The organism is Weissella confusa (assembly GCF_004766315.1).
GTDB classification, from domain to species: Bacteria; Bacillota; Bacilli; order Lactobacillales; family Lactobacillaceae; genus Weissella; species Weissella confusa_A.
This window is the reverse complement of sequence record NZ_PVSN01000020.1, coordinates 45,609-71,040: the sequence shown is the minus strand read 5'-3', so window position 1 is coordinate 71,040 and position 25,432 is coordinate 45,609. Positions and strand designations below refer to the sequence as shown.

Below are 25,432 nucleotides of genomic sequence, written 5' to 3'. Positions count from 1 at the left end.
TTACGCTTTCGTTGCGTTAAAGAACCAGCGTGGTGACTCATCAGTCACCTCTGATCGACCAAAGTCAGCCGTCACTTCAATGTTTGTGAAGCCTGCTTCAGTCAACAAACGCTTGTATGTGTCCAAAGAATATGTGCGTTCAGTGTGTACTTCTTGCAGTTGTTGGAAGCCATCGATGTCTTCGTTATAAACAAAGAACGTCAATTCGTGTTCCACCGTATGTGGTTGTTCTTCAACACCATATGATGACCACATAAACGCCGTCTCATCATCATGCCAGTTATACATATAACCAGGATAATAAACATCCGTTTGCCATGGTGAAATCACATCGAACAAGAATTGACCACCGTCTTCCAAGTGCTCAGCAACTTGCTTAAACGCCATCAATGTTTCGTCTTCATTAGCCAAGTAATTAAATGAATCCGCAAATGATGTAATCGTTGCAAAACGCTCATCAAAGTCTGACCATTCACGCATGTCGCCTTCAATCAACGGCAAGTCCAATTCAGCTTCTTGAGCGTGTTGCGCAGCTAGTGCCAACATTTCAGTAGACAAGTCCAAAACTGAAATGTCGTCATAACCAGCTCGCTTCAATTGAATCGCCAAGCGTCCTGCACCACCGGCTAGCTCCAATAACTTACCATCCTTGTTCTTAATGAACTTGGTTGCGTATTGGAACCAATCTGCGTAGGCTGCTTCGTCAAACAAGTCGTCATACAGCTTCGCAAAAGTTTGGTAATTCATTAGAAGTCTTCCTTAACGATCCATTGGTCGATGTCGATTTCAGGTGCAGCACCCCACAACTTTTCCAAGTTGTAGAATTGGCGCATGTCGTCCTTAAAGACGTGCACAAACAAATCACCAAAGTCCATCAAGACCCATTCACCTTCGCGACGACCTTCGTGACGCTTCAACTCAAAGCCAGCTTCAGCCATCTTGTCTTCAATTTCATCAACAATCGCCAAAACTTGACGTTGCGTTGGGGCATCCAAAATCAAGTAAGCATCTGATACCAAGCTAATCTCGTGGATATCCAATGCAACCAAGTTTTCGGCGCGCTTTTGGTCAGCAGCCTTAACAGCTACTTCCAACATTTCGTTTACGTTGCTTTCCATTATTACTTCACACTCCATGCGTTGTATGTCAAAAGCGTGCCCGGATAAACCGGAACCTGCTTTTCAATTAAATAAGCAAGCGTGTGGCTCGTTTGCCACCCGACACTTGCTGCCAAGTCTTCAAATGCCAAGGTGCGAACTTCTTCAATACCTGGGAAATCGCGACCTGACTCAATATAGTCTGCCATGTAGATAATTTGGCTCAACGTCGTCATATATGGTGCACCAGTTGTGTGCTGACGAATCGCTGTCAGGATATCTTCGTTTTCAATGCCCAGTTCATCTTTCACCATTTCGGCGCCGACGATACCATGCCAAACGTTGTTTCCCCAATTAACCAAATCTGGATACAATTGCTTTTCAGCAATCTTCGCCAAGAAATCAGCATCAGAGCGTTCCTTGGCGTAATCATGCGTCAAGGCTGCCACAGATGCTTTCTCTGCATCAACACCCCACTTTTCAGCCAAGGCCACAGCCATTTCTTCAACACGCAACACGTGTTGGAAACGGTACTCTGACATCGCTGCTTGGGCTGCTTCAACTAAGCTTTTACGAGAACCGTTATAGTAACGGCCCCGATAAATCATCTCGTTTGTCATCCATGTATAACCCCTTTTCTACAATGTAGGCTGCTACCATGTCAGGTAGCAAATAGCGCACACTTTGCTTATTAGCAATGCGCTTACGAATATCCGTTGAACTAATTTCAAGGTTTGGTACCTCAACCCATTCAACAGGATAATCCGTTACTCGTGGTTGCCCTGGGCGATTAACACCAACAAAGTGAACTAACTTAAGCAAGTCATCAATGCGATACCATGTCTTTAAGTACGCCACTTCATCACCACCGATAATGAAATAGTATTCGTAGTTTGGGTGCTCCACCTTCAGTTGCAACATTGTGTTGTAGGTGTAGCTCTTACCACCGCGTTGTACCTCAAGCAATTCAATGCCAAAGCGACTGTTACCTGCAATGGCCGCTTGGACCATCTTGGCACGGTGCAATGGATCAATTGCATGCTTCACATCAACGTGCGGTGGCTTAGCATTTGGCATGAAGTATACCTTGTCTAAGCCAAGCTTATCTGCCACCTGTTCAGCAATGACCAAGTGACCAACGTGTGGCGGATTAAATGTGCCACCCAAAATACCAATTTTCTTTGTTTCACCGATAAACGCACGCTCAGCTTGTGCTTGCGTGACGGTTTTTTCGATTGTATTAATCATGCCCGAACCCCCGTTTCGAGAGTGATATTAAATCTTTTGTACAGCCACTGAGTAGTGGCGGTTTTCCTTGTCAGCTGATTCACCAAACAACACCAACGTGTGTCCAATTGTTTGTACAACTTGGATGTCCGTGTTTTCTTCGATGAACTCCTTCAAAGATTCAACTTCAACGTCTGAGTTTGCCAAGATGTTAACCTTGAACAACTCACGCTTGTTGATGGCATCTTCTAGTTGATCCAACCAGTTTTGTGTCAATCCTTGCTTACCGATGCTAAACAATGGACGCATGTCATGTGCTGATGCGCGCAAGTAACGCTTTTGCTTTCCGCGTAGTGAAATCATATTAAATCATTGCCCTTCGTGTTAATACTGAAACCCCTTCAGGAGCCCAGCCTGCTACAACCGTGTTGGCAGGAACTGTAATCCAGCCCAAACCGTCAATCACGATATCTGTCTTCTCTGTCACCTTGAACTCGTGACGTTGCAATGGTGGCAACATGTCCAAGTTCTCCGTCGTTGGTGGCAACAACAATTCACCAGCGTGCTTGCTGTAGAATTCATCAGCCTTTTCCAACTTCGTACGGTGAATCATCAAGTTGTTCTCAAAGTAAGCCGTGATACCAGCCTTCTCACCTTGAATAAAGTCGAAACGTGCCAATGCACCCATGAACAATGTTTGTTGTGGGTTCAATTGGTAAGTCTTTGGCTTCAATTCCTTTTGTGGTGAAACGTACTTCAAGTCCTTTGGCGTCAAATAGTGCGCCATTTGGTCTTGGTGAATGATACCTGGTGTGTCGATGATAAACGTATCGTCATCCAATGGAATCTCAATACGGTCCAACGTCGTTCCTGGGAAACGTGACGTCGTAATCACATCCTTGTTGTCACCCGTTGCATCCTTGATGATCTGGTTAATCAACGTTGACTTACCAACGTTGGTAACACCAACAACATAAACTGAGCGACCTTCACGGTACTTCTCAATCATGTCCATCAAAGCTGGCACGTCATCGCCGCTCTTACCTGACGTCAATTGGACGTCAACGGGACGCAAACCAGCAATGTTAGCTTGTTGACGCATCCAGTCCTTAATCTTTGAACGCTTCAAAGACTTTGGCAAAACGTCAACCTTGTTACCAACTAGCAAAACTGGATTGTTACCAACGAAACGGTGCAATCCTGGAATCAATGATCCAGAGAAGTCGAACACGTCCATTACGTAAACAACCAATGAATCCGTTGCTGAAATTTCGTTCAACAACAAGCGGAAATCATCATCCGTCAAATCAACGGGTTGGATTTCGTTGTAGTGACGCAAACGGAAGCAGCGTTGGCACAACACTTCTTCGTTTTCAAATCCCTTCAACAAAGCTGACATTGGGGCATAACCCAATTCACCCTTGTGCTCAGTTTGGATCAACGCACCACATCCAATGCATCGCAATCCGTCTGCCAAGTAACCTTGAACTTCTGCTTCACTAATCAAGTGTCGTCCTCCATTGTAGTTCTGGGTGTGCCTTTAGCATGCGCTTCTTAACACCCTTTTCAAAAAATCGGTTAATCTTTGTATTCCATTGGTCAGTCTCAATTAGAGGCTTAACCAAGATGCTTCGTACGCCGTGGTTGTTTGATGACCAGATGTCAGTCAACAATTGGTCACCGACCATCACAACGTCGTTCTTTTGCAAATTAAGCTTTGTTACGGCTTCATTCAAGCCACGTGTCAACGGCTTTAGGGCACGTGACACAAACGGTAGATTCAACGGTTCAGCAACACGTGCAATACGTTCAGCTGAGTTATTTGAAACAATCATTACTGGGATGCCAGCTTCATTCATTCGCTCAAGCCAGTCATGCAATTCAGTCGTGCCGTCAGGGTTATTCCAAGCAATCAACGTGTTATCCAAGTCAGTCAAAACTGCCTTGATACCTTGTGCCTGAAGTTGTTCTGGCGTCAAACGGTAGATTGCATCAATCATCCAAGTTGGTGTAAATGATTCAGTCATTTTTCGTCCTTTTCACAATTTGTCTTACTATAAATTATACGCTAAATACTGTCGTTTATAAAGTAGGGTGACCAGGTCACAAATAAAAAACAACCAGCAACGGAAACCATCGCTGATTGTTCTTAAACTCTATTACTTAGCGCGCTCATCGTTGTACTTCTTTTCACCGACGTGTTCTTCACCCAATGAAACGAAGTCGTATGACAACTTGGCGTTACGCTCGAATTCAGCCAAACCATAGTTAATGATTTCGTCGATCAAGTTCGTGTAGCTCAAGCCTGATACTTCCCACATTTGTGGATACAAAGAAATGTTTGTAAATCCAGGCAATGTGTTTGGCTCACCCAAGTATGGTGTACCATCAGCATCGATCATAAAGTCCATACGCGTCAAACCAACAAGACCCAATGCCTTGTAGGCCGTCAATGCCATGTCAGTGATTTCCTTTTCAAGGTCATCCCCCAACTCAACTGGCAATTCAAAGACCATACCTGAGGCGTCAACGAACTTGTTGTTGTAGTCGTACCAAACGTCTTGTTCAGGCAATACGATACCACCCAAACGTGATGCACGAGGTTGCTCGTTTCCCAAGATTGAGATGAAGACCTCACGTGGCTTGTTCAAAGCAGCTTCAACCAATACCTTGTAGTCGTATTGCAAAGCATCCTTAACACCAGCTTCGAATTCTTCAGCGTTCGTTACGCGTGAAATACCAACTGATGAACCTTGCTTAGCAGCCTTAACGAACAAAGCTTCCGTGCCAAGCTCCTTTACAAGACCTTCATACGTGTAGTTTTTGTAATCTTGGTCCGTCAACAAAACGTACTTCGTGTTGCGTACGCCTGCTTGGTTCAAGATACGCTTCGTCAAGTCCTTGTCGAATGACATGGCTGACGCAGCCGTACCAGCACCGATAAATGGCTTTTGCAACAAACGGAACAACGCTTGCAAAGTACCATCCTCACCCAAGTTACCGTGAACAACTGGGTAGAACAAATCGATTTCGGCCATCTCGCCCAAAACGGCAATTGGTGCCAATGGGTTAGTCAAATCCATCTTTGACTTTGCTGCAGCAACTACAGTATCTTCATCTTCACCATCAAACACGCGCTTTGAATCAGCGGCGTTGATCATGTAACCATCCTTTGAAATCAAGAAAACAGTTACGTTGTACTTTTCCTTGTCCATTGCATCGTAAATGTTACGAGCAGAGCGCTTTGAGACGTCGTGTTCTGATGAGTTACCACCAAAGAACATCGCAATGTTTAGCTTTTCTGACATGTCGTTCTCCCTGTCAAACTGTTTAAATTTAGAACCCTAAGTATACCACGAAACTGTAAACCGGACCGATTACGCTAGGAAATTGCGTGCTTCGTTAAGATAATCATAAATTTCTTTGGGTAATTTTTCGCGTAGCAACAAACCTTGTAGTAAACGTTGTTGGTTATACATGCGGTGCCAATCAGCCTCGACTTCTGGTTGCATGCGTCGCGTCATCTCTTGTCGCCATTGCTTGAGTTGCTTCAAGAAGTATTGCTCGTACAACGGGTTCAAGTTCACCAACGTCACAATGTAGCTATCGATACGACGATTTTCACCCATTACAAGTGGCGTTTCCAAACGCTTGATGCGTTCAATCAAAACCGTTAATAAGAACACCTTATCGGCACGCGTCACGCCATCATCATGCGTTAATTCATCCAACAAGTTCGCAATGTGCAAGAAGGCGTGGGCCCAGCCCTTCCCTTCAACAAAGCCACGCGTATCGTGTTCTAGTGCAATGTACGTTGCCAAGTTATCGATAAGCATTTCGTGCAAATCATCGCTAAACAACTCCACTTCACTATTGCGGTTTGCGTAGTTCAACATCGACAAAATGAAGACCGCGAATGAACGGAAGAAAATGCCGTCATTATCAGTCTCATCAATGTGTGAGAACAACACTGAATCTTGCAACAAGTAACGCGTCATCATCACAATTTGTGCATCGGTAAAGATATTTGCTTGCAACGCATCACTAATAAAGAAAAAGACACCCTTATCACGCAACTCAGGATCCGTTTGGCGCAACCCACTCATCACGTCCAACAACTCTTGGTCGGTCACAACAACCGGTTGACCCGCAATCAAAGCGTTTTGCCAATCAGATACTTTTTCGTGAATCGCTGTGGCCGTCACTGGGTCCAGCTGCTCCACAACAGTCGGTGCGTCGTAATCTAATTGATCAATCAAGCGACCAACTTCCGTGCCAAGTGAATCAAACAACTCACCATGGTGCACACGCGCACGCATATTTTTTAATTCTTCACGGACATCATCAACGGTGTAATCCATTATCTCTATCCCTTTTCCGTATTATTGCTTCCTAAATGAAAGCTACCTCCACTAGATTAACACAACCACGCAAAGATAGCAGTTTATTATATTTTTGTTTCCAGCTAGCCCGGTGACACCTCACCCGATTTTCGTTCATCTAGACACAATCCGAACATCGGCGAAAGCCCGCCATATCCACGCTCATTTTCTTTCACCCACTTTTTGTCCATTTAGACACGATTTTCACCTATTTTGGCACAGTTCCTATTTGCCACAAAAAAGCCCCAGTCGACGCAAAAGTCGACTGGGGCTAATTCATATTTCTATTTGTGCAACAACTATTCCTTGAGGTGGAGGTAGTATGTTGAAACCGTTACGTCACGTGAAGCCAAGGCTGTACGCAAGCGCAAACTGTTTTGATTGTGCAACGCATTTTGCCAACCGTGACGAGGCACGAATTGTGGAATCAAAATCGTTAATGAGTGGTTACGTTCCTTCGCACCCTTCGCAATTTCATCTACGAAACGCAATGAAGGTTCTGTGATTGAACGATATGATGAGTGGATATCCACGTAACGCACATCTGGGAACTCACGCTTAAACTCAACGCCCAAGCGATGCTCCTTTTCTGGGTTCGAATCAAATGAGACGTGCATCGCCAAAACGCGATCACCCATTGATTGGGCGTAATCAATTGCGTCGGCCGTTGCCTTAGTCAAGTTTGAGACCAACACAATCACCGTAGAACCATCGTAGTGATGACGCTTGATTGGTTCCTTAGACAACACACGCAACTGCTTAGCGACAGCCTTGTAGTGGCGGTTAATTGTCCAGAACATGCGAAGCAAAACAGGCATGATAATCAAGTATGGCCAGACAGACTTAAAGTGCATCCAGAACAAAATGATAACCAAGGCAAATGAGATGAACGCCCCAACAAAGTTGATTGACGCCTTTCCCAACCAGAAGCCTTCACGCTCACGGAACCAGTGAATAATCATTCCTGATTGTGACAATGTGAATGGCACGAAAACGCCGACCGCATAAAGCGGAATCAAAGCTTCAGTCGATCCATTAAAGATCAAAAGCAATACGATAGCACCAACGGCCAATGACATAATACCGTTTGAATATCCCAAACGATCTCCCTTGTCCATGTAAATGTGTGGCATGAACTTATCCTTAGCCAAGTTAAAGGCCAATTGTGGGAAGGCTGAGAAACCAGTATTAGCAGCAACCGCCAAGATCAAGGCCGTTGCAATTTGCAAGAGGTAGAACATTACGCCGTGACCGAAAATCGTTTGACCAATTTGGGCCAGCACCGTCACGTGGTCATTAGGTCGAATACCGTACCAGTATGACAAGAACGTAATACCACCAAAGAAGAAGGCCAAAATCAACGCCATGATTGATAGCGTCGCTGCCGCATTACGTGGCTTTGGCTCCTTGAAGTTCGGCACGGCATTTGAAATGGCCTCAACTCCAGTCAATGAAGATGAACCACTTGAGAACGCACGCAAGAACAACAAGATTGTGATACTTGATGATGACGTACCAATTGCTGCTGCAGCATGGAAGGCAACTTGACCGGTCGCGATGTTATACAACCCGTACAAGACCATTCCTGTAATCATCACAATGAACAAGTAAACCGGCACCATCAGGAACCCGGCTGACTCGCGCACACCACGCAGGTTAATTCCCATCAAAATCAAAATGATTACCACTCCGATACCCACTGAATATGGGTGGAGCGCTGGAACCGCTGACGTAATGGCTTCTGTTCCGGCCGCCACAGATACGGCAACCGTCAACATGTAGTCAACCAACAAAGATCCACCGGCGACAAGCCCAGCGTTACGACCCCAGTTCGTTGATGTCACGACATAAGCACCACCACCAGATGGGTAGGCGTGAATGATTTGGCGATACGATAGCGTAATGGCCGTCAACAATACCAACACCAAAATGGCGATTGGGATTTGCAACCACAACGCAACCGTACTAGCAGCAATCAACGCTGTCGTAATCTGCTCAGTACCATACGCAACTGATGACAATGCATCAGACGAAAGCAAAGCCAAGGCCTTGGTTCGGCTCAAATGTTGGGAGCCCTCTTCCAATGTCTTAAGAGGCTTTCCAATCAACAACCGCTTTAAAAAGCGCCACATGATTTTTCTCCTAAACACCTATATTAGGCAAAACGCCCAAAAATAATTTCAATTTTCTACAACGACTTATTGTAGTTCTATTTGGGCTCGTTGTCTATGATTGATACTTACTTTCGGAAATCAAAAACGCCGCCCCTCTCACAGGAAGGTCGGCGTTTAATATTTACTATGAAATTACATCATACCTGGCATGCCTTGAGCAGGCATTGCAGGGGCAGCATCCGTCTTAGGCTGCTCAGCAACCACAGCTTCAGTCGTCAACAACAAAGCTGAAACAGAAGCAGCGTTTTGCAATGCTGAACGCGTTACCTTAGTAGGATCCACGATACCAGCTTCAATCATATCAACCCATTCGTCAGTCGCAGCGTTGTAACCAACACCTGGCTTCTCTGACTTCAATTGGTTAACGATAACTGAACCTTCCAAACCAGCATTTTCAGCGATTTGGCGAACAGGCTCTTCCAAAGCACGACGCACGATGTTGATACCAGTTTGCACATCGCCAGTCTCTGACAACTCAGCAACGGCTGGGATAACGTTTACCAAGGCAGTTCCACCACCAGCAACGAATCCTTCTTCAACAGCGGCACGAGTAGCGTTCAAAGCATCTTCAATACGGTACTTACGCTCCTTCAACTCAGTTTCAGTTGCAGCACCAACGTTGATGACAGCGACACCACCAGCCAACTTAGCCAAACGCTCTTGCAACTTCTCACGGTCAAAGTCAGACGTCGTCTCGGCGATTTGACCCTTGATCAAGTTAACGCGCTCAGCGATGGCTTCCTTGTTTCCGGCACCTTCAACAATCGTCGTGTTGTCCTTAGAAACCGTAACCTTAGCGGCTTGACCAAGTTGTGCAATCGTCACATCCTTCAAGTTCAAACCAAGGTCGTCAGTGATGACAGTTCCGCCAGTCAAGATTGCGATGTCTTCCAATTGCGCCTTACGACGGTCACCAAATCCAGGGGCCTTAACCGCAACAACATTGAACGTTCCGCGCATCTTGTTCAAAACAAGCGTTGGCAAAGCTTCACCAGTGATGTCATCGGCGATGATCAACAAGGCACGACCTTGCTCAACAACGCTTTGCAACATTGGCAAAATTTCTTGGATGTTTGCAATCTTCTTATCAGTGATCAAGATGTATGGGTTATCCAATGAAGCTTCCATCTTGTCCGTGTCAGTTACCATGTATTGTGACATGTAACCACGGTCAAATTGCATACCTTCAACCACGTCCAACGTCGTCTCGATACCCTTAGACTCTTCAATCGTGATAACACCGTCGTTACCGACCTTTTCCATCGCTTCGGCAATCAACTCACCAACTTCTGGGTTAGCGGCTGAAATTGAGGCAATTTGCGCGATTTCTTCCTTAGTAGAAACCGTCTTTGACATCTCGTGCAAAGCCTTAACAGCTGCATCAGTTGCCAATTCGATACCACGACGCACACCAACTGGGTTAGCACCGGCAGTGACATTCTTCAAACCTTCGTTAATGATGGCTTGCGTCAAAACAGTCGCAGTCGTTGTACCGTCACCGGCAATGTCATTCGTCTTTGAAGCAACTTCAGCAACCAACTTGGCACCCATGTCTTCAAAGTGATCTTCCAATTCGATTGACTTAGCAATCGTTACACCGTCGTTTGTAATAGTTGGTGCACCATAGCTTTGCTCAATAACAACATTACGTCCCTTTGGACCAATCGTTGTCTTAACTGTGTTAGCAAGCTTATCAACACCTGCTTGCATCTTTGCGCGTGCATCTTCAGCAAACTTAATGTCCTTAGCCATATTTATTTCACCCTCTATTTCAAATTTTTAATAGTTAATCTGTTTGTTTCAAATTGAAGAACTGCAACGATATCCTTTTCGTGAACTACCAAGTAATCCACACCATCGACCGTTACTTCTGAGCCAGCGTACTTATCGAAGATGACCTTGTCACCCTCCTTCACTGCAGCTGGGGCCGTCAAGTCACCAACTGATTGCGTTGAAACAGCGACAACAGTTCCCGTAACTGACTTCTCTTGCGCGTTTGACGCAAGCAAAATACCACCAACTGATTGCTCAGGCGCTTCCTCAACTTGCAACACAACACGATCTCCCAAAGGCTTCAACATGTTATATGACCTCCATAGGCAAAAATTATTATTAGCACTCTCAATATCTAAGTGCTAACTTACATAAACAATAATAGCACACCCACACGTTTTTGCAACATATTTTGGTTAAAAAAAGAGCCCCGATACTAAATCGTACCAGGACTCCAAATTATCATTACTTCAATTGTGACAACATTTGCTTCATTGCTGTTGCCGTCATTTCAGCAGTTTGTTCAGTTGTATAAGCCTTAACTTGGTCAGGAGTAGCCTTTGGGTTTGCTTGCATGTATGCAGCAACCTTTGCTTCAATAGCTGACTTCATTTGAGCTTGTTGGGCAGCTTGTGCCTCAGGTGCAACCGACTTTTGTGCAGCTTGCAACTTCTTAGATTGATCAGCAGCCATCACAACCCAAGTGTTCTTTGGCACCGTCACCGTCGTCACTTGCTTCTTAAGCTTGCCACCTTGACCACCGATACCAAACATTACGCGCCAGAAGGCATTCTTCCACTCCCAACGAGTGGTTTCGACCTTAACCGTTGCCTTCTTAACATCAGCAACCTTGTAAGTCATTTCCTTCTTAACACCAGTTGGAATATCAGCAACCTTTGATGAAGGCTTACCGTGAACCGTTGGCTTCTTAGCATCAGCTGTGTCGTTGTAAACCAAGACATAGTTATCAGCCTTTGAACCCAAACGTGATTGGACCAAGACACCAGCTGGTGACTTTGAACCCAAAGCTGAGTAGACACGCTTCGTCGTCGTTGTCGTCTTAGCAGTCAAACCAGTGTTGTTTGCAAAGACTGACGTTGTCATCCACACGGCACCAATTAGCAATACCGTAAAGATTGGTCCGAATACAGCGCGCATGGCACGGTTCTTCAAAACCAACCATGAGTAGAACATGCCGATTGCAAAGACGGCCATAACTAGAATAATCATATTAGTTATTTCCTCCCTTATCTGCGACAACGTTTCCGTTTGACTTACCGTGCACTAGCTTACCGTTGTGCAAGAAGAACGCCAAGATAATACCAACAACGGCAAATCCAATTCCGAATGCGAATGATGCGTGGAATCCAGTCATCGTTGCGTTGATCATCTTATCCATGTATGACACAACGTTTTCCTTGGCCAAGTCCTTAGCAGGCTTAGCAGCCTTGATAACGTTTTGCGTAACTGATGAAAGCAAGGCAACAACAACCGCGTTACCAATTTGGCGAACCGTGTTGTTAGCAGCTGTTGCTTGTGAAGCTTCCTCAGGTGGCAATGCTGACATAGCACTGGCCGTCAATGGCATCATCGTTGTGGCGATACCAAACATACGCAATGCGTACAACAACGTTACCAAGTGTTGTGGCGTTTCAGCTGTCAAGAATAGGAATGGTACCGTACCGATAGCCAAGATTGAGAACCCAACCATCGCCATACGCTTAGCACCGACCTTATCGTAAACAGCTCCGGCAACTGGTGACATTGCACCAATTACCAAGGCACCAGGCAATAGTGTCAATCCTGACTCAAGCGCTGACATACCGTGAACGTTTTGCAAGTATGTTGGCAACATCATTTCAACACCCATCATAGCCATCATGGCCATCATTACGGCGAACGTCGTCAACGTAAATTGCTTGTTCTTGAACACGCGAACGTTCAAGAATGGATCGGCCATCTTCAATTGACGGAAGACAAACACAATAATAATCAAAATTCCGATTAGGATTGGGGCCAAAACGTTTGGCCAGTTACCAAATCCATCAGTGGCTGAATTTGAGAATCCCCATAGGAATGACCCAAATCCAATAACTGCCAAAATCAATGAAGGGAAATCAAGCTTCATATCACGGTTTGGCACAACATTCTTAACGAAGAATGGCGTTGCAATCCAAACCAAGACCAACACAATCATTGGCAAGTAGAAAATCGTACGCCATGAGTTTGAAATCAACAAACCAAACAAGTGGTGATTCTTTTCCAAAATCCAACCTGAAAGCGTAGGTCCAATAGCTGGGGCCAAACCGATAACGATACCGTTAATACCCATCGCAGCACCACGTTGTTCAGCTGGGAAAATGTTAACCATAACAACTTGCATCAAAGGCATCGTAATTCCAACCGCCACGGCAGCTAGAATACGGCCAAGCAAGAACATCCACCACATATCGTGGTGACTAGGCGTGAACGCCGTCGTTGCCATACCAGCCAACAACAACGTGTAAGCCACCATGTACAAGTACTTGGTTGGAATCTTCGTGGTTAGGTACGCTGATACCGGCACCATAATTCCGTTGGCCAACAAGAAGTATGTGGTTGCTTCTTGCGCAGTTGCAAGTGAAATATTAAAATCGTGCATCAACGTTGGGATTGCAGTACCCAATGACGTTTGCATCAACATTCCAGCAAACGTTCCAATCAACAGCACCATAACCATGGCACCGCGGTTGAAAGGCTTGCCGTTAATGTCTAAAGTTTCTGACTTTGCCATTTCGTCCTCCAAATTTTTTAGTTTTTTATAATTGCTATCATTTATTCAGCAAGAGTTAGTTTAAACTTCTAAATTTTTAAAATCAAGGGTTTTTGTCAAGTAATTTGACAAAGATTTAGACGGTTTTCACAATAGTAAATCAGAAATTGCTCAAACCGCGTCAAACCTGAATTTCGCTGTGTGACAACTGACACAAAGTCAGTAAAAGTCTTTTTTAAATGAAAACGCAATCATTAAGAAAAGGAGCTGACACCTATAAAAGTGCCAGCTCCCGCCTTATTAAATATCAAATTCTTCCAACACCATACTTGCTTCAGTCCAGCGCTCTTCGACTTCAGCCAGTTGCGCATCAATGTCGGCAATTTCCTTTGACAAGTCCGTCAACTTACCCAAGTCAGCACCATTTACTGGATCATTCAATTCTGCATTCAATGCATCGCGCTTATCGTTCAAGCCGGCCATTTCTTCTTCAGCCGCCGCAACCGCACGTTCGTACTTACGCTGTTCCTTTTGACGTTCCTTACGCTCTTCACGTGACAACGTCTCAACTTCCTTGGCCGTCGCCTCTTCGTATTCGGCCGTCGTTTCGAAACTTGCCTTCGCACGGTGGGTTTCTGCTTGCTCACCAGCCGTCTTTTCTAGATAGTAATCGTAATCACCATCAAAGAATCGCGTGCCGTTTGGTGACAGCTCAACCACTTCCGTCGCAACTGAGTTAATGAAGTAACGGTCGTGAGAAACGAAGAAAATCGTTCCGTTGTATTCGTTCAGAGCCGTTTCCAACACTTCACGTGAATCAATGTCCAAGTGGTTGGTTGGCTCGTCAAGAATCAAGAAATTAGCGTGTTGCAATGACAACTTGGTCAATAGCAAACGTGCACGCTCACCACCTGACAAGGCAGAAACCAACTTATCAACCGCTTCACCTGAGAACATAAATGAACCCAAGATTGAACGGACGTCACGTTCTGGCATCGTTGGATGTTCATCCCAAATCGTGTTCAAAACTGACTTCTTTGGATCAAGCGTTTGTTGCTCCTGGTCATAGTAACCAACTTCAACATTGGCACCAAGCTTAATTTCACCGGCCAGCAAAGGCAACTTACCCAAAATCGTCTTAATCAACGTTGACTTTCCAATACCGTTCGGTCCAACCAAAGCGACCGCGTGTTGCTTATCAACTTCAATATTAACGTGGTCCGCCAAGACGTTCGCTAGGTCATAGCCCAACTTCACTTCATTGACGCGCATCACTTCGTTTCCAGATTCCTCATCAGCTGAGAATTGAATGTAGGCAACGCCAGATTCATTCTTTGGCGCTTCCAATCGTTTCATGCGTTCGAGTTGCTTACGACGTGATTGGGCACGCTTCGTCGTTGAAGCACGCACAATATTACGGTTAACAAAGTCTTCCAACTTTGCAATCTCTTCTTGTTGCTTATCGAAAGCCTTTTGCGCTTGTAGAACCTTAGCTGCCTTCAATTCCATGAAGCGTGAATAGTTACCCGTGTAGTGGTCCAACACACCTGAATGCATGTCGTAAATTTCCGTAACTACGCGGTCCAAGAAATAACGGTCGTGGGAAACAATTAGCAACGCACCTTGGTAGTTTTGCAAATATTGCTCCAACCAAGCCAACGTTTGCATATCCAAGTGGTTGGTTGGCTCGTCGAGAATCAACAAGTCAGGCGTTTCCAATAGTTGCTTAGCAATTGCCAAACGCGTACGCTGTCCACCAGACAATGATTGAATCTTTTGATCATAGAATGATTCATCAAAGCCAAATCCGTGCAACACTGAACGGATGGTTGCTTCATATCCGTAACCATTCTTTTCACTAAAATCGTGTTGTGCCTGGTCATACGCAGATAGCAAACTTGCATACTCATCACTCTCGTAATCAGTCGCTGACGCAATCTTCGTCTCCATGTCGCGCATCTTCTTTTCCAATGCAATCACATCAGAAAATGCATCAAGCATTTCGTTGTACACAGACAAGTCAGAATCTGGTCCTGAGTTCTGCGCCAAGTAGGCCAGCTTGATACCCTTCTTCATTGAAATCGTACCTTCATCAGGTTGCGTTTCACCAATCAGCATCTTCAAGAGCGTTGACTTTCCAGCCCCATTACGGCCGACCAACCCAACACGGCCTTTATCTTGAATCTGCATCGAAATATTTTCAAAAAATGTTACACCACTAAAACGGCGTGCAACATTACTTGCTTGCAAAATAATCATGATTATTCTTCTCCGTCTCAATACCCTGCGTCCAAGGCATTGCCTAAATCTCATTTACTAGTGTAACAGAAAGTGCAAGTTTGTCGCATGTGGAAATTAAAAAGCACCCAACAGCAAAATGTTGGATGCTCTCTTAAATGTTAGTTATTAACGCAACGCTGCGTTTCGCTTTTGTTGCTCGTGTTGCACGAAATACTCCCAGGCATGCATTTCGCTCTCAAACCACAAGTGCTCGCCGTCATAATCCAACACTTCCAATGATGTTTGCACCAATGGCCACTCATTGTTTGGCTTGCCTTCTAGATGTTGCCACATAAATGACGCACGGGCTGCGATGTCACCAGTTGGTGTAGAAAATGATGTTCGAAACATTGCCTGTCGTTTGGTAGTAACGCGTTGCTGACTTAAAGCCACGCCAATCCCATATATCTGTGACGGCCGTGTTATCACCGCAATCGATGTAGTGCAACATTGACGTCGTACCGCCAGGGTTACCTGGGAACAAATCAATATCAATGACATTGCGACCATACGTTGTACCGAAGCGACGGGCTTGTGCCATCCCCCAGTCCAACCCATCCAAGTGGTAACGGGCCTTGTCGATTTGCGGGTTGTGACGGTAGTGCACCGTCTTCGCCTCAACATCCGTTGCCTTTTGGAAGACATCGTACATGTTAAGCAAGGCATCATCCGTCAAACCGTGGTTTCCCAAGTGCATGTGTTGATCAGGGTAGTAGCCACGGACGACTTGCTTTGCATCAACACCATTTTCGCGATCTGCCTTAACTTGCGCAGCAATATTAGGGTCAAGCGTTGGCAAGTTAGAGTTATCCAAATATAAATTCATGAGTTTCACTCCTTATTAGTCTGCCAAATACTTGTCGCCTGAAATGCCGTTAACCGTCACTTCATCACTGCGATTACCAAGCGTGTAGGCTGTCATCGTTGTTCCGACAAGACCAACACCAACGTTTGAAAGGGCGTGCGCTTGTTCTGCCATTGCTGGCCAGCGCTTGTCCGCATCAGCTAGCAAACCTTGCCAAGCTTGCCAAACCGCTTCTTCATAGTAGCGATCACTGTGGTCGTAGGCGGCATCAGAGAAGGCTTGCAACTTTTCAGGGTCATTAAATAACTCAAGGAAGCGGTCAGCCATTTCCGTTACGAATTGATCTTCTTGGCCTTCTGGTGCCCACTTGGTTAGGTAACCATTCTCGCCGTCGATAATCAAATCGTTAGGACCATAGTTCACATTCGTTGAAACACCAGGCATACCATTCGCCATCGCTTCCATCATTGAAATGTTGAACCCTTCCATCATTGAAGCCAAACCATAAACCTGGTGTGAACGGTGGATAGCGTACAACTCGTCACGGTCAGTTACATAATCATGCAACGTTACAACCGGTGACTCCAAACGACGTACTTGATTCAAATCCGTCGTCTCAGCACCCTTTTCATCGTACATAGTTGGCTTTTCTAGTCCGTACTTATCAAACAAACGCAACAAGTCCTTGTTCGTCTTGTTGTTACCCGTGTTATCAAAGTATCCGTAGACATCAAGGTGCGCATTCAAACCAGGTTGCTTTTGGTTTGCAATCATCAATGCTTCAGCAACGGCTGCGGGACGCTTATCAGGTGCGCGACGAACAATCATCAATACTGAATTTGGTTGACGATCAGCCATTGGCACACGCTCGGCATCACGAATTTCAGCTGGCACAACACCAACAGGAATCGTGAACGGCGTGGCCTTTGGTGCATAACGCGCCACCACATCAGCCGTTTGACGTGGCATCGCTGAAATAACCGCTTGGTAATCATTGATGTGCATGAAGTCAAACTCGTAGTTGTTATTCTCATCAGTCGTCATGACGTCACGCGTGTCTGATGCATGCAAATTGTGCAAGTGGAAGCCAATGTAAGCTGGACGATCCAACTTCAACAAACCTTCATAAGCAGCCGTCGTACGATCCATGATGAAGATATTTGGCTTATCCTCTGAGAAGAAATCGTTATTCAAATCATTAACAAATTCCGCCGTCAATTCATCAAATGAATCGAAGATATACGTCATGCCATTTGGCTTAATCAAACGATATCCTGACACATAGTTCACAAATTGTGGCGCTTCAAATGGCTTGACCTCAAATTCTTGACCTGACATTTGGGCGTTTTCAGCCAATTGATTTTGACTATCAATGTGCTTACGGTTCATCACCAACGTTTCTGAACCGCGTGGCGCCTTGCGACGAAGATACTCTTCGATCACTGGACGACCTTTGCGATCAACAAAGACGTTGGTATTTGGTGTACCATCTGGGTCAATGTATTGTTGACGTGAAATGAAGCCACGTGAGTCATATGAATCTACTCGGAACAAGTTACCAAAGTGCTCGAATACTTCAACCATCGTGACACGTGATTCATGTTGCAAATCAATGTGAATACGCCCCAAGAAACGGGTACGATTTTCGTCTTCATAGACCATGTATGTATCAGGCGTGTCTGGCAATGGCTCAACAATCGCCACCGGACGGCCACCCCATTCAACATCTTGCGCCGTCAAAATTTGATCTGGCACATGTTCAGTGTGCGCGTAGTAATCATACATATTGATTACTTCTGCATCGTTCAATCCCCAAGCCAACAAATCACGGTGTCCGTTTGGATTATATACACGCGTTACGATTTTGAATGATTGTCCATTCTTACGAAACAACTTACCACGTTGTACCTGTGCGTGTTCAATTGTACCTGTGCGTGTTCAATTCCTGAACCTTGTGCGGCGAGGCCCTCGTTAACGAAAAAGTTCATCGCAATATCCTCTTTATATAGTTTTGTCTAGCCTAAGTATACCAAACCCGCTTACAAAAACTAAGCCCAACCCATGCGCACTTCTGAAACAAAATATAACGAACCTGTGAATAAAATCATATCATCAGAGCCGATTGTGTCAGCGATTGCGCGATATGCTTCTTGCCAAGATTCGTGGACCGTGACATCATGACCCGTTACCTGGCGGGCAGCCTCGGTTGGATCAAGGGCCACACGGGCACCCGGATTTTGAAAGTGCGTGACGTGCAAATCGACATTGGGCAAATCTGCCAACGTATGCAACATTGCCGGGTAATTCTTATCAGCCAACGCCCCAAAAATGACGTGAATTTGCTTATCCGCAAAACGTGTTCGCAACGTTTCAGCCAATGCATCAACACCATGTTGATTGTGGGCACCATCCAAGATAGTCAACGGTTGCTCAGCAACACGTTCAAATCGCACTGGCCACGCGACCGTTTCCAAGGCCGTCGCTACCATTTCAGCTGTTAGCGGCACACCCAATTCATTGGTTACTAGGCTTGCAGCTTCAAGTGCAACCCCAGCATTATCAATTTGATAATTACCCATCAAATCCACAAACACCTGCTTAAACTCATGAACACCAGTGAAGTCAAACGTCTCACCCCAGCTCGTTTGGCTTGGTAGCATTTTGGCTTCAAACTCGTCACCTAAACGGTACAATGGCGCGCCTAAAGCATTGGCCACCGTTGTCACGACTTGTTGCGCTTCTTCAGGCAATCGGCCAGTCACAACTGGACGTTGACGCGCAATGATGCCCGCTTTTTGCGTTGCAATTTCGGCAAGCGTATTTCCTAAAACTTGCATGTGGTCCAACCCAACTGTTGTAATGACAGATACCAGCTTATCTGGAATCACTTCAGTCGTATCCCACGTACCACCAATACCAACTTCCAAAACGACAACATCGACCGGGTGCTCCGCAAAATACACAAACATCATCGCCGTCAGCGTCTCAAATTCCGTTGGGCCGCCTTGTGGCAACTCTTCATCGAGCGCCTCAGTAATCGGTGCAATGCGACGCATAATATCCAACAAAACATCGTCTGGAATATTACCCTCGTTACCTTGCACACGTTCGTTAAATTGCAGAATAAATGGCGACGTAAACATCCCCACCGTCAAGCCAGCCGCACGCAACAGTTGCGCAATCATCTTGCTAGTTGAGCCTTTACCATTCGTTCCCGTCACATGCACATACTTAGACGCACGTTCTGGGTGGCCCAGACGGTCTAGCAAAGCATTGATGCGATCAAAACTAGGGGTCTTCTTCCACTTGTGTCGACCATGAATATACGCAATTGCGTCCGCTGCCGTGTTCAGTTCAATCATGATGTCGCCTTCTTCCGTTTTTTCATTAGCAATATCGTATCACGCCGCCATTCTTCTGGCGGGTTTTTGTGCAAAAAGTAAAGGCGCCATCTATCGAAATAGACAGCGCCTTCACAGGTGTAATTTAACTAGCATTGTAACGACGAACAGCTTAAATTCGTTATTAACAATATATAAGATATTACTCCAAAAACTCGCATCCTGCAAGCCTTTCGACGTAACAAACTTATTTCAAAGCAACTATTACTTAGCTGACTTCAACTCTTCCAAACGTGATTCAGTTGCTGCCAACTTTGCTTGCCAGTCAGCCAACTTCTCGCGTTCTTCAGCAACCACGGCTTCAGGGGCGTTGTTCACGAACTTCTCGTTGCCCAACTTACCTTCAGCACGCTTAACTTCACCAGCAAACTTCTTCAAGTCACCTTGCAAACGGGCAATTTCTTCGTCCAAGTCAATCAACTCTTCCAAAGGCACGTAAACTTCGGCACCAGAAATGATTTGCGTCATGGCCAACTTTGGTGCGGCCACATCAGCAGAAATTTCAAGTGACTTCGGCTTTACAAAACGGTTGATGTAGTCTGAGTTTTCGTCAAAGATGCGTGCCAAGTTCTCATCTGACGTCTTAATCAAAACGTCGATTTCAGTTGACATTGGTGCATTTGCTTCCGTACGGATCGTACGAACAGCCTTGATCAAGTCAGTCAAGCTTTGGAAGTCAGCTTCGGCCGTTGGGTTATCCAACTCAGCCTTCACTTCTGGGTAAGCAGCAACCACAATTGACTCACCGTCATGCGGCATCTCTTGCCAGATAGCTTCCGTTACGAATGGCATGATTGGGTGTAGCAAACGCAACGTGTTGTCCAAAACGTAAGCCAAAACAGCTTGCACGTTCTTCTTGGCAGCTTCATCGTTTCCGTTCAACGTTTCCTTGGTCATTTCGATGTACCAGTCAGCGAAGTCGTTCCAGATGAAGTTGTACAATGAACGTCCAGCCTCACCGAACTCGAACTTATCGAAGTTCTTCGTTACTGAAGCAATCGTCTCGTTCAAACGTGACAAAATCCACTTGTCGGCCAACGTCAAAACTGACAAATCAGCAGGCAATTCAGCCTTCGTTTCATCATCCAAGTTCATGATAACGTAACGTGAGGCGTTCCAGATCTTGTTGATGAAGTTCCAAGCTGAGTCCATCTTCGTGTATGAGAAACGAACGTCCAAACCTGGTGTTGAACCAGTTGCCAAGAACCAGCGCAATGCGTCAGCACCGTACTTTTCGATGACGTCCATTGGGTCAATTCCGTTACCCAATGACTTTGACATCTTGCGTCCTTGTTCGTCACGAATCAAACCGTGAATCAAAACGTTCTTAAATGGACGACGACCCGTGAATTCCTTTGATTGGAACATCATACGAGCAACCCAGAAGAAGATGATGTCGTATCCCGTAACCAACGTGTTCGTTGGGAAGTAACGCTTGAAGTCTTCAGCATCTTCATCAGGCCAACCCATCGTTGAGAATGGCCACAAAGCTGATGAGAACCACGTATCCAAAACGTCAGAGTCTTGCTCCCAGTTTTCGATATCTTCAGGCGCTTCCATACCAACGTACATCTCACCCGTTTGCTTGTGGTACCAAGCTGGGATTTGGTGTCCCCACCATAGTTGACGTGAGATAACCCAGTCGTGGATGTTGTCCATCCAACGCGTGAAGGTATCTTCAAAACGTGGTGGGTAGAAGTCAACACGGTCGTCTGACTTTTGCATGTCCAAAGCTTGCTCAGCCAATGGCTTCATCTTAACGAACCATTGCGTTGACAAACGTGACTCAACTGGCACACCAGTGCGCTCTGAGTGACCAACTGAGTGAACGATTGGCTCAATCTCAAGCATCCAACCTTCAGCTTGCAAGTCATCAACAATAGCCTTACGTGCATCAAAGCGATCCATACCAACATACTTGCCGGCACGTTCGTTCATTGAGGCATCTTCGTTCATCGTGTTGATACGCTCCAAGTTGTGACGGTTACCAACACCAAAGTCGTTAGGGTCGTGGGCTGGCGTAATCTTAACCATCCCTGAACCAAACTCTGGGTCAACGTATTCGTCGGCGATGATAGGAATCTCGCGACCAACAAGTGGGACGCGAACCATCTTACCAACCAAGTCCTTGTAGCGTTCGTCTGATGGGTGAACAGCAACCGCAACGTCGCCGAACATCGTTTCAGGACGCGTCGTTGCAATTTCAATGTAGTCCTTACCGTCGTAAGTCACACCCTCTTCAACGAATGGGTACTTAACGTGGTAGAAAGCACCTTCGTCGTCTTGGTGGATAACTTCGATATCTGACAAAGCTGTACGAGCCTTAGGATCCCAGTTGATGATGTACTCACCACGGTAGATCAAGCCCTTTTCGTACAACGTCACAAAGACCTTACGAACAGCTTCTGACAATCCTTCGTCCAACGTGAAACGCTCACGTGAGTAGTCCAAAGAAAGTCCCATCTTACCCCATTGTGACTTGATGGTAGCAGCGTATTCGTTCTTCCAGTCCCAAACTTGGTCAACGAACTTTTCGCGACCCAAGTTGTAACGTGAAATACCTTGCTCAGCCAAACGTTGTTCAACCTTAGCTTGCGTAGCGATTCCAGCGTGGTCCATTCCTGGCAACCACAACGTGTCGAATCCTTGCATACGCTTTTGACGGATAATCATATCTTGCAACGTCGTGTCCCAAGCGTGACCCAAGTGCAACTTACCCGTAACGTTTGGTGGTGGAATAACGATTGAGTAAGGACGAGCCTTATCGTTTCCTGATGGCTTAAAGCGGTTTTCTTGTACCCACTTGTCGTAACGGCCAGCTTCAACAGCTGACGCGTCATACTTTCCAGGCATATCAATTTCGCGCATGTGAAATTCTCCTTATAACATAATCTCTATCTGTGTAACGATGTGGCTAGCAAATAAAAAACGCCCTGACCATACAATAACTGTATGATCAGGGCGACTTAATCGCGGTACCACCTGATTTAACGGGACTTCTCCCGCCATCTCGTTAGAACTTAACGCGTTTCTCACGTTACCGACTACTATGATTTCACCGGCAAGGCCCACTAACTACCTTCAGTCAAGAATTTTGATGCGCTTTTCACCAACCGCGCACTCGCTGCACAATCCTCATTGACTTACTTTTTAGTGCATTGCTATAAACGTAATTGTACGGTTATTTGCTTTGAAAATCAAGGTGAAAGACTAATGGAAGAATAACATCCCCACCGCTTCATACAATAGGTACAAACCGTACCCGATAACAATTAAGGCAGACACAATATTCACCCAAACCAGTGCACGCTTAGGCAAGCGTTCTTTCAGCAAATTCATGGTGATTGTAATACCATTGAACCAAATAAAGCTGGCGGTAATAACCCCAATGATGAATGGCCAAACTTGATTGTCGGCCAGCGTTCCACGCAATGCACCAAGCATCAGCGATCCATCGATTAGCGCTTGTGGATTGGCCCATGACACAATCACCGCTGTTATCATAGCCTTCTTCACCGTCATCGCATTTTGTTGTGTGTTCAATTGCACTGAGTTGGCCCCACGTAGAATGCCATACCCAATCCAAACAACCAGCAAGCCACCGAGGAGCATGACAATTAGCTTCAACGTTTCATGCGAGCTGATTAGTGCGCCCATCCCAAAGAATGCCGCCATCGAAAAGGCAGCATCGGCTAACCAAACAAACAACACATATAGAAAAGCCCGACGGAGGCGATTATTCATGGCATTGTTAAACACATATAAATTTTGCATACCGATTGGTGCGATAAACGCAAACCCAATCATCATGCCTTTCAAAACTGTCATCATATCTTCCACTCCCCTTTATCAACGCTATCCAGTATACAAGAAATCCAGTCGTGACACTACCTAAACCGGCATATCCAGCTCATCTAGTTTACAACACTAGATGTCGGGGTTATACTATACTTATCAATTAGAAATCAGGGGGATTTACTTATGCCAATCCTAACAAAAGAAAACCGCAAATACTTAATTACATATGAAACATTGAACGCCGTGACCCACGGTTTGGGCGTTCTAGCAGCCGTCGTTGGCGCAACACTACTACTTTGGGAGAGTATGCACGCTAACTTCAGTTGGTTCACCATGGCTGCCCTTTGGATTTACGCCATTTCAATTATCACCTTCTTGTTAGCATCAACGCTTTTCCACGCATTGGTGTTCACCAAGGCCGGTAAGATTTTCCAATTTCTTGATCACTCAGGCATCTATCTTGTCATCCTTGGAAGCTACACACCATACACGTGGCTGTTCCTTCCGGGCAAGGTCGGCTGGCCAATTTGGATTACCATCCTCGTCTTAACAATCGCCGGTATCATTTACGATCTATTCTTCGTTGGACGCTGGCCATGGTTGTCAGTTTTGATCTACGTCATCATGGGTTGGCTAATCATCTTGGCTTTCCCAGCCTTGCACGCTTCATTGACACCATTCGCCTTCAACTTACTGTTGGCTGGTGGTATCACCTACACACTTGGCGCTGGTGTTTACCTCATCCCCAAACTCCCAATGAGCCACGTGTACTGGCACTTGTTTGTTTTGGGTGGTGCAACCTTGATGTACATCTCAATCTTTAGCATGTTGTTCTAGCAAAAAATAACGGGCAAGCACAATTATCAGTGCTTGCCCGTTTTCGTTTACTTCTTAACTGTTCCAGCCGTTACCCAGTTGGTAAAGTCTTGGTTTTCATCTTGTTGTTGTCCACCTTGTTGGTGATTCGTGTAATCGTTCTTTTGTTGTTGTGAGAACGTTGCCCAAACAGATCCACCAATGTAGTAGCGACTTGATGCCAACAACACATCCTTCATGTTCGCTTGCTTGGCATCCCCAAGTGCTGCTGCGTTCTTGATTTGATCACCAGTCCAGTAACTAGCAACCGCATACTCCAAGCCGTCTTGCAACTTTACTTGTCGGGCGATGTACACGTTTTGCACATCCTTCGCCTTCGCAGCGGCTTGTACCACCGTTACAACTGCAGATGCATAAGCGTTCGTGTATGTTTCAAAATCTTGCTTCGTGTCATCTTGCAACACAATCTTCGCCGTGCCGTTATTTACATCGGCTGACAAAACAGACGGTGCCAACTTATTATCCTTTAGCACCTTAGTGACATCAAAAACAAATGGCTCACTAGATGACTTGGCAGATGACTTTGATGAAACTGACTTCTTATCTTTGTGACTCGTTACTGAAGACTTCGCTGATGACTGCTTTGAATCAGTCTTATGTGAACTGTCACCAACTAGGGCGAAAATCGCCACGATTCCAATAATTAGAACGATACCCGAAATAATGGCACGCTTGTACTTAGCCATGTGAAAAACCTTTCTATTCCTTAATCCTGTAAATATTCTATCACAAAATGCCTTGCCTATTTCCCCTTCCTAGTGCATAATATAGTAGTTGACGCCTCCTTAGCTCAGCTGGTTAGAGCAACGGACTTTTAATCCGCGGGTCCAGGGTTCGAATCCCTGAGGGGGTATAAACCGTCAGCGT

The 25,432-nt window shown here is 45.6% G+C and carries 23 protein-coding genes, 1 tRNA gene and 1 other annotated feature; of the genes, 2 read left to right on the top strand and 22 right to left on the bottom strand.

Annotated elements, in window-relative coordinates:
• The 21 genes from C6P11_RS03170 to C6P11_RS03075 form a co-directional block, all read right to left on the bottom strand.
• On the bottom strand, positions 1-747 hold the full coding sequence (locus C6P11_RS03170) for a class I SAM-dependent DNA methyltransferase (RefSeq protein WP_135518529.1): 747 nt from the start codon (positions 745-747) through the stop codon (positions 1-3).
• On the bottom strand, positions 747-1,118 hold the full coding sequence (rsfS, locus tag C6P11_RS03165; protein WP_210114220.1) for a ribosome silencing factor: 372 nt from the start codon (positions 1,116-1,118) through the stop codon (positions 747-749). Before rsfS ends, C6P11_RS03170 begins: the two co-directional genes overlap by 1 nt.
• Positions 1,119-1,120: 2 nt before the next feature.
• Positions 1,121-1,717 (bottom strand): bis(5'-nucleosyl)-tetraphosphatase (symmetrical) YqeK, encoded by a 597-nt coding sequence (yqeK, locus tag C6P11_RS03160; protein WP_135518527.1) that lies wholly within the window; start codon positions 1,715-1,717, stop codon positions 1,121-1,123.
• Positions 1,680-2,345, bottom strand: a complete 666-nt coding sequence (locus tag C6P11_RS03155; RefSeq protein WP_135518525.1) for a nicotinate-nucleotide adenylyltransferase — start codon at positions 2,343-2,345, stop codon at positions 1,680-1,682. The genes yqeK and C6P11_RS03155 overlap by 38 nt, the downstream gene beginning before the upstream one ends.
• A 27-nt stretch (positions 2,346-2,372) precedes the next feature.
• Positions 2,373-2,687, bottom strand: a complete 315-nt coding sequence (gene yhbY / locus C6P11_RS03150; RefSeq protein ID WP_003610326.1) for a ribosome assembly RNA-binding protein YhbY — start codon at positions 2,685-2,687, stop codon at positions 2,373-2,375.
• 1 nt (position 2,688) lies between these two features.
• On the bottom strand, positions 2,689-3,831 hold the full coding sequence (yqeH, locus tag C6P11_RS03145) for a ribosome biogenesis GTPase YqeH (protein WP_003610329.1): 1,143 nt from the start codon (positions 3,829-3,831) through the stop codon (positions 2,689-2,691).
• Complete coding sequence (locus tag C6P11_RS03140) at positions 3,824-4,351, bottom strand: YqeG family HAD IIIA-type phosphatase (RefSeq protein WP_135518523.1); 528 nt, start codon at positions 4,349-4,351, stop codon at positions 3,824-3,826. Before C6P11_RS03140 ends, yqeH begins: the two co-directional genes overlap by 8 nt.
• Positions 4,352-4,483: 132 nt before the next feature.
• Positions 4,484-5,632: a D-alanine--D-alanine ligase family protein gene (locus C6P11_RS03135; protein WP_135518521.1), complete on the bottom strand. Its 1,149-nt coding sequence runs from the start codon at positions 5,630-5,632 to the stop codon at positions 4,484-4,486.
• A gap of 69 nt (positions 5,633-5,701) precedes the next feature.
• Complete coding sequence (locus C6P11_RS03130) at positions 5,702-6,685, bottom strand: DUF2785 domain-containing protein (protein ID WP_135518519.1); 984 nt, start codon at positions 6,683-6,685, stop codon at positions 5,702-5,704.
• Positions 6,686-7,005: 320 nt separating this feature from the next.
• Positions 7,006-8,838 (bottom strand): APC family permease, encoded by a 1,833-nt coding sequence (locus C6P11_RS03125; protein WP_135518517.1) that lies wholly within the window; start codon positions 8,836-8,838, stop codon positions 7,006-7,008.
• A gap of 174 nt (positions 8,839-9,012) precedes the next feature.
• Positions 9,013-10,632 carry a chaperonin GroEL gene (gene groL / locus C6P11_RS03120; protein WP_003609161.1) on the bottom strand — a complete coding sequence of 540 codons (1,620 nt, stop codon included), beginning with the start codon at positions 10,630-10,632 and terminating at the stop codon, positions 9,013-9,015.
• A 14-nt stretch (positions 10,633-10,646) separates the two neighbouring features.
• Entirely contained in the window at positions 10,647-10,961 is a 315-nt protein-coding gene (locus C6P11_RS03115) for a co-chaperone GroES (RefSeq protein WP_135518514.1), read from the bottom strand.
• Between the two features lie 157 nt (positions 10,962-11,118).
• On the bottom strand, positions 11,119-11,883 hold the full coding sequence (locus C6P11_RS03110; protein ID WP_135518512.1) for a DUF4811 domain-containing protein: 765 nt from the start codon (positions 11,881-11,883) through the stop codon (positions 11,119-11,121).
• Position 11,884: 1 nt separating this feature from the next.
• Positions 11,885-13,426 carry an MDR family MFS transporter gene (locus C6P11_RS03105; protein ID WP_135518510.1) on the bottom strand — a complete coding sequence of 514 codons (1,542 nt, stop codon included), beginning with the start codon at positions 13,424-13,426 and terminating at the stop codon, positions 11,885-11,887.
• Between the two features lie 279 nt (positions 13,427-13,705).
• Positions 13,706-15,664, bottom strand: a complete 1,959-nt coding sequence (locus C6P11_RS03100; protein WP_135518508.1) for an ABC-F family ATP-binding cassette domain-containing protein — start codon at positions 15,662-15,664, stop codon at positions 13,706-13,708.
• 147 nt (positions 15,665-15,811) lie between these two features.
• On the bottom strand, positions 15,812-16,036 hold the full coding sequence (locus C6P11_RS11195; protein ID WP_245299758.1) for a hypothetical protein: 225 nt from the start codon (positions 16,034-16,036) through the stop codon (positions 15,812-15,814).
• Entirely contained in the window at positions 16,002-16,511 is a 510-nt protein-coding gene (locus tag C6P11_RS03095) for a glycosyl transferase (protein WP_245299756.1), read from the bottom strand. The genes C6P11_RS11195 and C6P11_RS03095 overlap by 35 nt, the downstream gene beginning before the upstream one ends.
• A gap of 15 nt (positions 16,512-16,526) precedes the next feature.
• On the bottom strand, positions 16,527-18,383 hold the full coding sequence (locus C6P11_RS03090) for a glycosyltransferase (RefSeq protein WP_245299754.1): 1,857 nt from the start codon (positions 18,381-18,383) through the stop codon (positions 16,527-16,529).
• Positions 18,384-18,538: 155 nt separating this feature from the next.
• On the bottom strand, positions 18,539-19,852 hold the full coding sequence (locus tag C6P11_RS03085; protein ID WP_135518506.1) for a bifunctional folylpolyglutamate synthase/dihydrofolate synthase: 1,314 nt from the start codon (positions 19,850-19,852) through the stop codon (positions 18,539-18,541).
• Between the two features lie 243 nt (positions 19,853-20,095).
• On the bottom strand, positions 20,096-22,759 hold the full coding sequence (locus C6P11_RS03080) for a valine--tRNA ligase (RefSeq protein ID WP_135518504.1): 2,664 nt from the start codon (positions 22,757-22,759) through the stop codon (positions 20,096-20,098).
• 86 nt (positions 22,760-22,845) lie between these two features.
• Positions 22,846-23,059 (bottom strand) — a binding site (T-box leader).
• A 42-nt stretch (positions 23,060-23,101) separates the two neighbouring features.
• Positions 23,102-23,722, bottom strand: a complete 621-nt coding sequence (locus tag C6P11_RS03075; RefSeq protein WP_210114219.1) for a LysE/ArgO family amino acid transporter — start codon at positions 23,720-23,722, stop codon at positions 23,102-23,104.
• Positions 23,723-23,872: 150 nt separating this feature from the next.
• On the opposite strand from C6P11_RS03075, the gene trhA reads away from it, so the two are divergent.
• Positions 23,873-24,526 carry a PAQR family membrane homeostasis protein TrhA gene (gene trhA / locus C6P11_RS03070; protein WP_135518502.1) on the top strand — a complete coding sequence of 218 codons (654 nt, stop codon included), beginning with the start codon at positions 23,873-23,875 and terminating at the stop codon, positions 24,524-24,526.
• 47 nt (positions 24,527-24,573) lie between these two features.
• Here the strand turns inward: trhA and C6P11_RS03065 are convergent, their stop codons facing one another.
• Complete coding sequence (locus tag C6P11_RS03065; protein WP_135518500.1) at positions 24,574-25,251, bottom strand: hypothetical protein; 678 nt, start codon at positions 25,249-25,251, stop codon at positions 24,574-24,576.
• 93 nt (positions 25,252-25,344) lie between these two features.
• Here C6P11_RS03065 and C6P11_RS03060 point away from each other — a divergent pair.
• Positions 25,345-25,418 (top strand) — tRNA-Lys (locus C6P11_RS03060).
• Positions 25,419-25,432 lie beyond the last annotated feature (14 nt).

Coding starts and splice junctions, on each gene's coding strand:
- C6P11_RS03095 (WP_245299756.1), bottom strand. CDS start 16,511: ATGAATTTATATTTGGATAACTCTAACTTGCCAACGCTTGACCCTAAT.
- yhbY (WP_003610326.1), bottom strand. CDS start 2,687: ATGATTTCACTACGCGGAAAGCAAAAGCGTTACTTGCGCGCATCAGCA.
- C6P11_RS11195 (WP_245299758.1), bottom strand. CDS start 16,036: ATGTTTCGAACATCATTTTCTACACCAACTGGTGACATCGCAGCCCGT.
- C6P11_RS03155 (WP_135518525.1), bottom strand. CDS start 2,345: ATGATTAATACAATCGAAAAAACCGTCACGCAAGCACAAGCTGAGCGT.
- rsfS (WP_210114220.1), bottom strand. CDS start 1,118: ATGGAAAGCAACGTAAACGAAATGTTGGAAGTAGCTGTTAAGGCTGCT.
- C6P11_RS03085 (WP_135518506.1), bottom strand. CDS start 19,852: ATGATTGAACTGAACACGGCAGCGGACGCAATTGCGTATATTCATGGT.
- C6P11_RS03140 (WP_135518523.1), bottom strand. CDS start 4,351: ATGACTGAATCATTTACACCAACTTGGATGATTGATGCAATCTACCGT.
- C6P11_RS03065 (WP_135518500.1), bottom strand. CDS start 25,251: ATGGCTAAGTACAAGCGTGCCATTATTTCGGGTATCGTTCTAATTATT.
- C6P11_RS03170 (WP_135518529.1), bottom strand. CDS start 747: ATGAATTACCAAACTTTTGCGAAGCTGTATGACGACTTGTTTGACGAA.
- C6P11_RS03105 (WP_135518510.1), bottom strand. CDS start 13,426: ATGGCAAAGTCAGAAACTTTAGACATTAACGGCAAGCCTTTCAACCGC.
- C6P11_RS03135 (WP_135518521.1), bottom strand. CDS start 5,632: ATGTCAGAAAAGCTAAACATTGCGATGTTCTTTGGTGGTAACTCATCA.
- C6P11_RS03115 (WP_135518514.1), bottom strand. CDS start 10,961: ATGTTGAAGCCTTTGGGAGATCGTGTTGTGTTGCAAGTTGAGGAAGCG.
- C6P11_RS03080 (WP_135518504.1), bottom strand. CDS start 22,759: ATGCGCGAAATTGATATGCCTGGAAAGTATGACGCGTCAGCTGTTGAA.
- trhA (WP_135518502.1), top strand. CDS start 23,873: ATGCCAATCCTAACAAAAGAAAACCGCAAATACTTAATTACATATGAA.
- groL (WP_003609161.1), bottom strand. CDS start 10,632: ATGGCTAAGGACATTAAGTTTGCTGAAGATGCACGCGCAAAGATGCAA.
- yqeK (WP_135518527.1), bottom strand. CDS start 1,717: ATGACAAACGAGATGATTTATCGGGGCCGTTACTATAACGGTTCTCGT.
- C6P11_RS03125 (WP_135518517.1), bottom strand. CDS start 8,838: ATGTGGCGCTTTTTAAAGCGGTTGTTGATTGGAAAGCCTCTTAAGACA.
- C6P11_RS03075 (WP_210114219.1), bottom strand. CDS start 23,722: ATGATGACAGTTTTGAAAGGCATGATGATTGGGTTTGCGTTTATCGCA.
- C6P11_RS03130 (WP_135518519.1), bottom strand. CDS start 6,685: ATGGATTACACCGTTGATGATGTCCGTGAAGAATTAAAAAATATGCGT.
- C6P11_RS03100 (WP_135518508.1), bottom strand. CDS start 15,664: ATGATTATTTTGCAAGCAAGTAATGTTGCACGCCGTTTTAGTGGTGTA.
- C6P11_RS03110 (WP_135518512.1), bottom strand. CDS start 11,883: ATGATTATTCTAGTTATGGCCGTCTTTGCAATCGGCATGTTCTACTCA.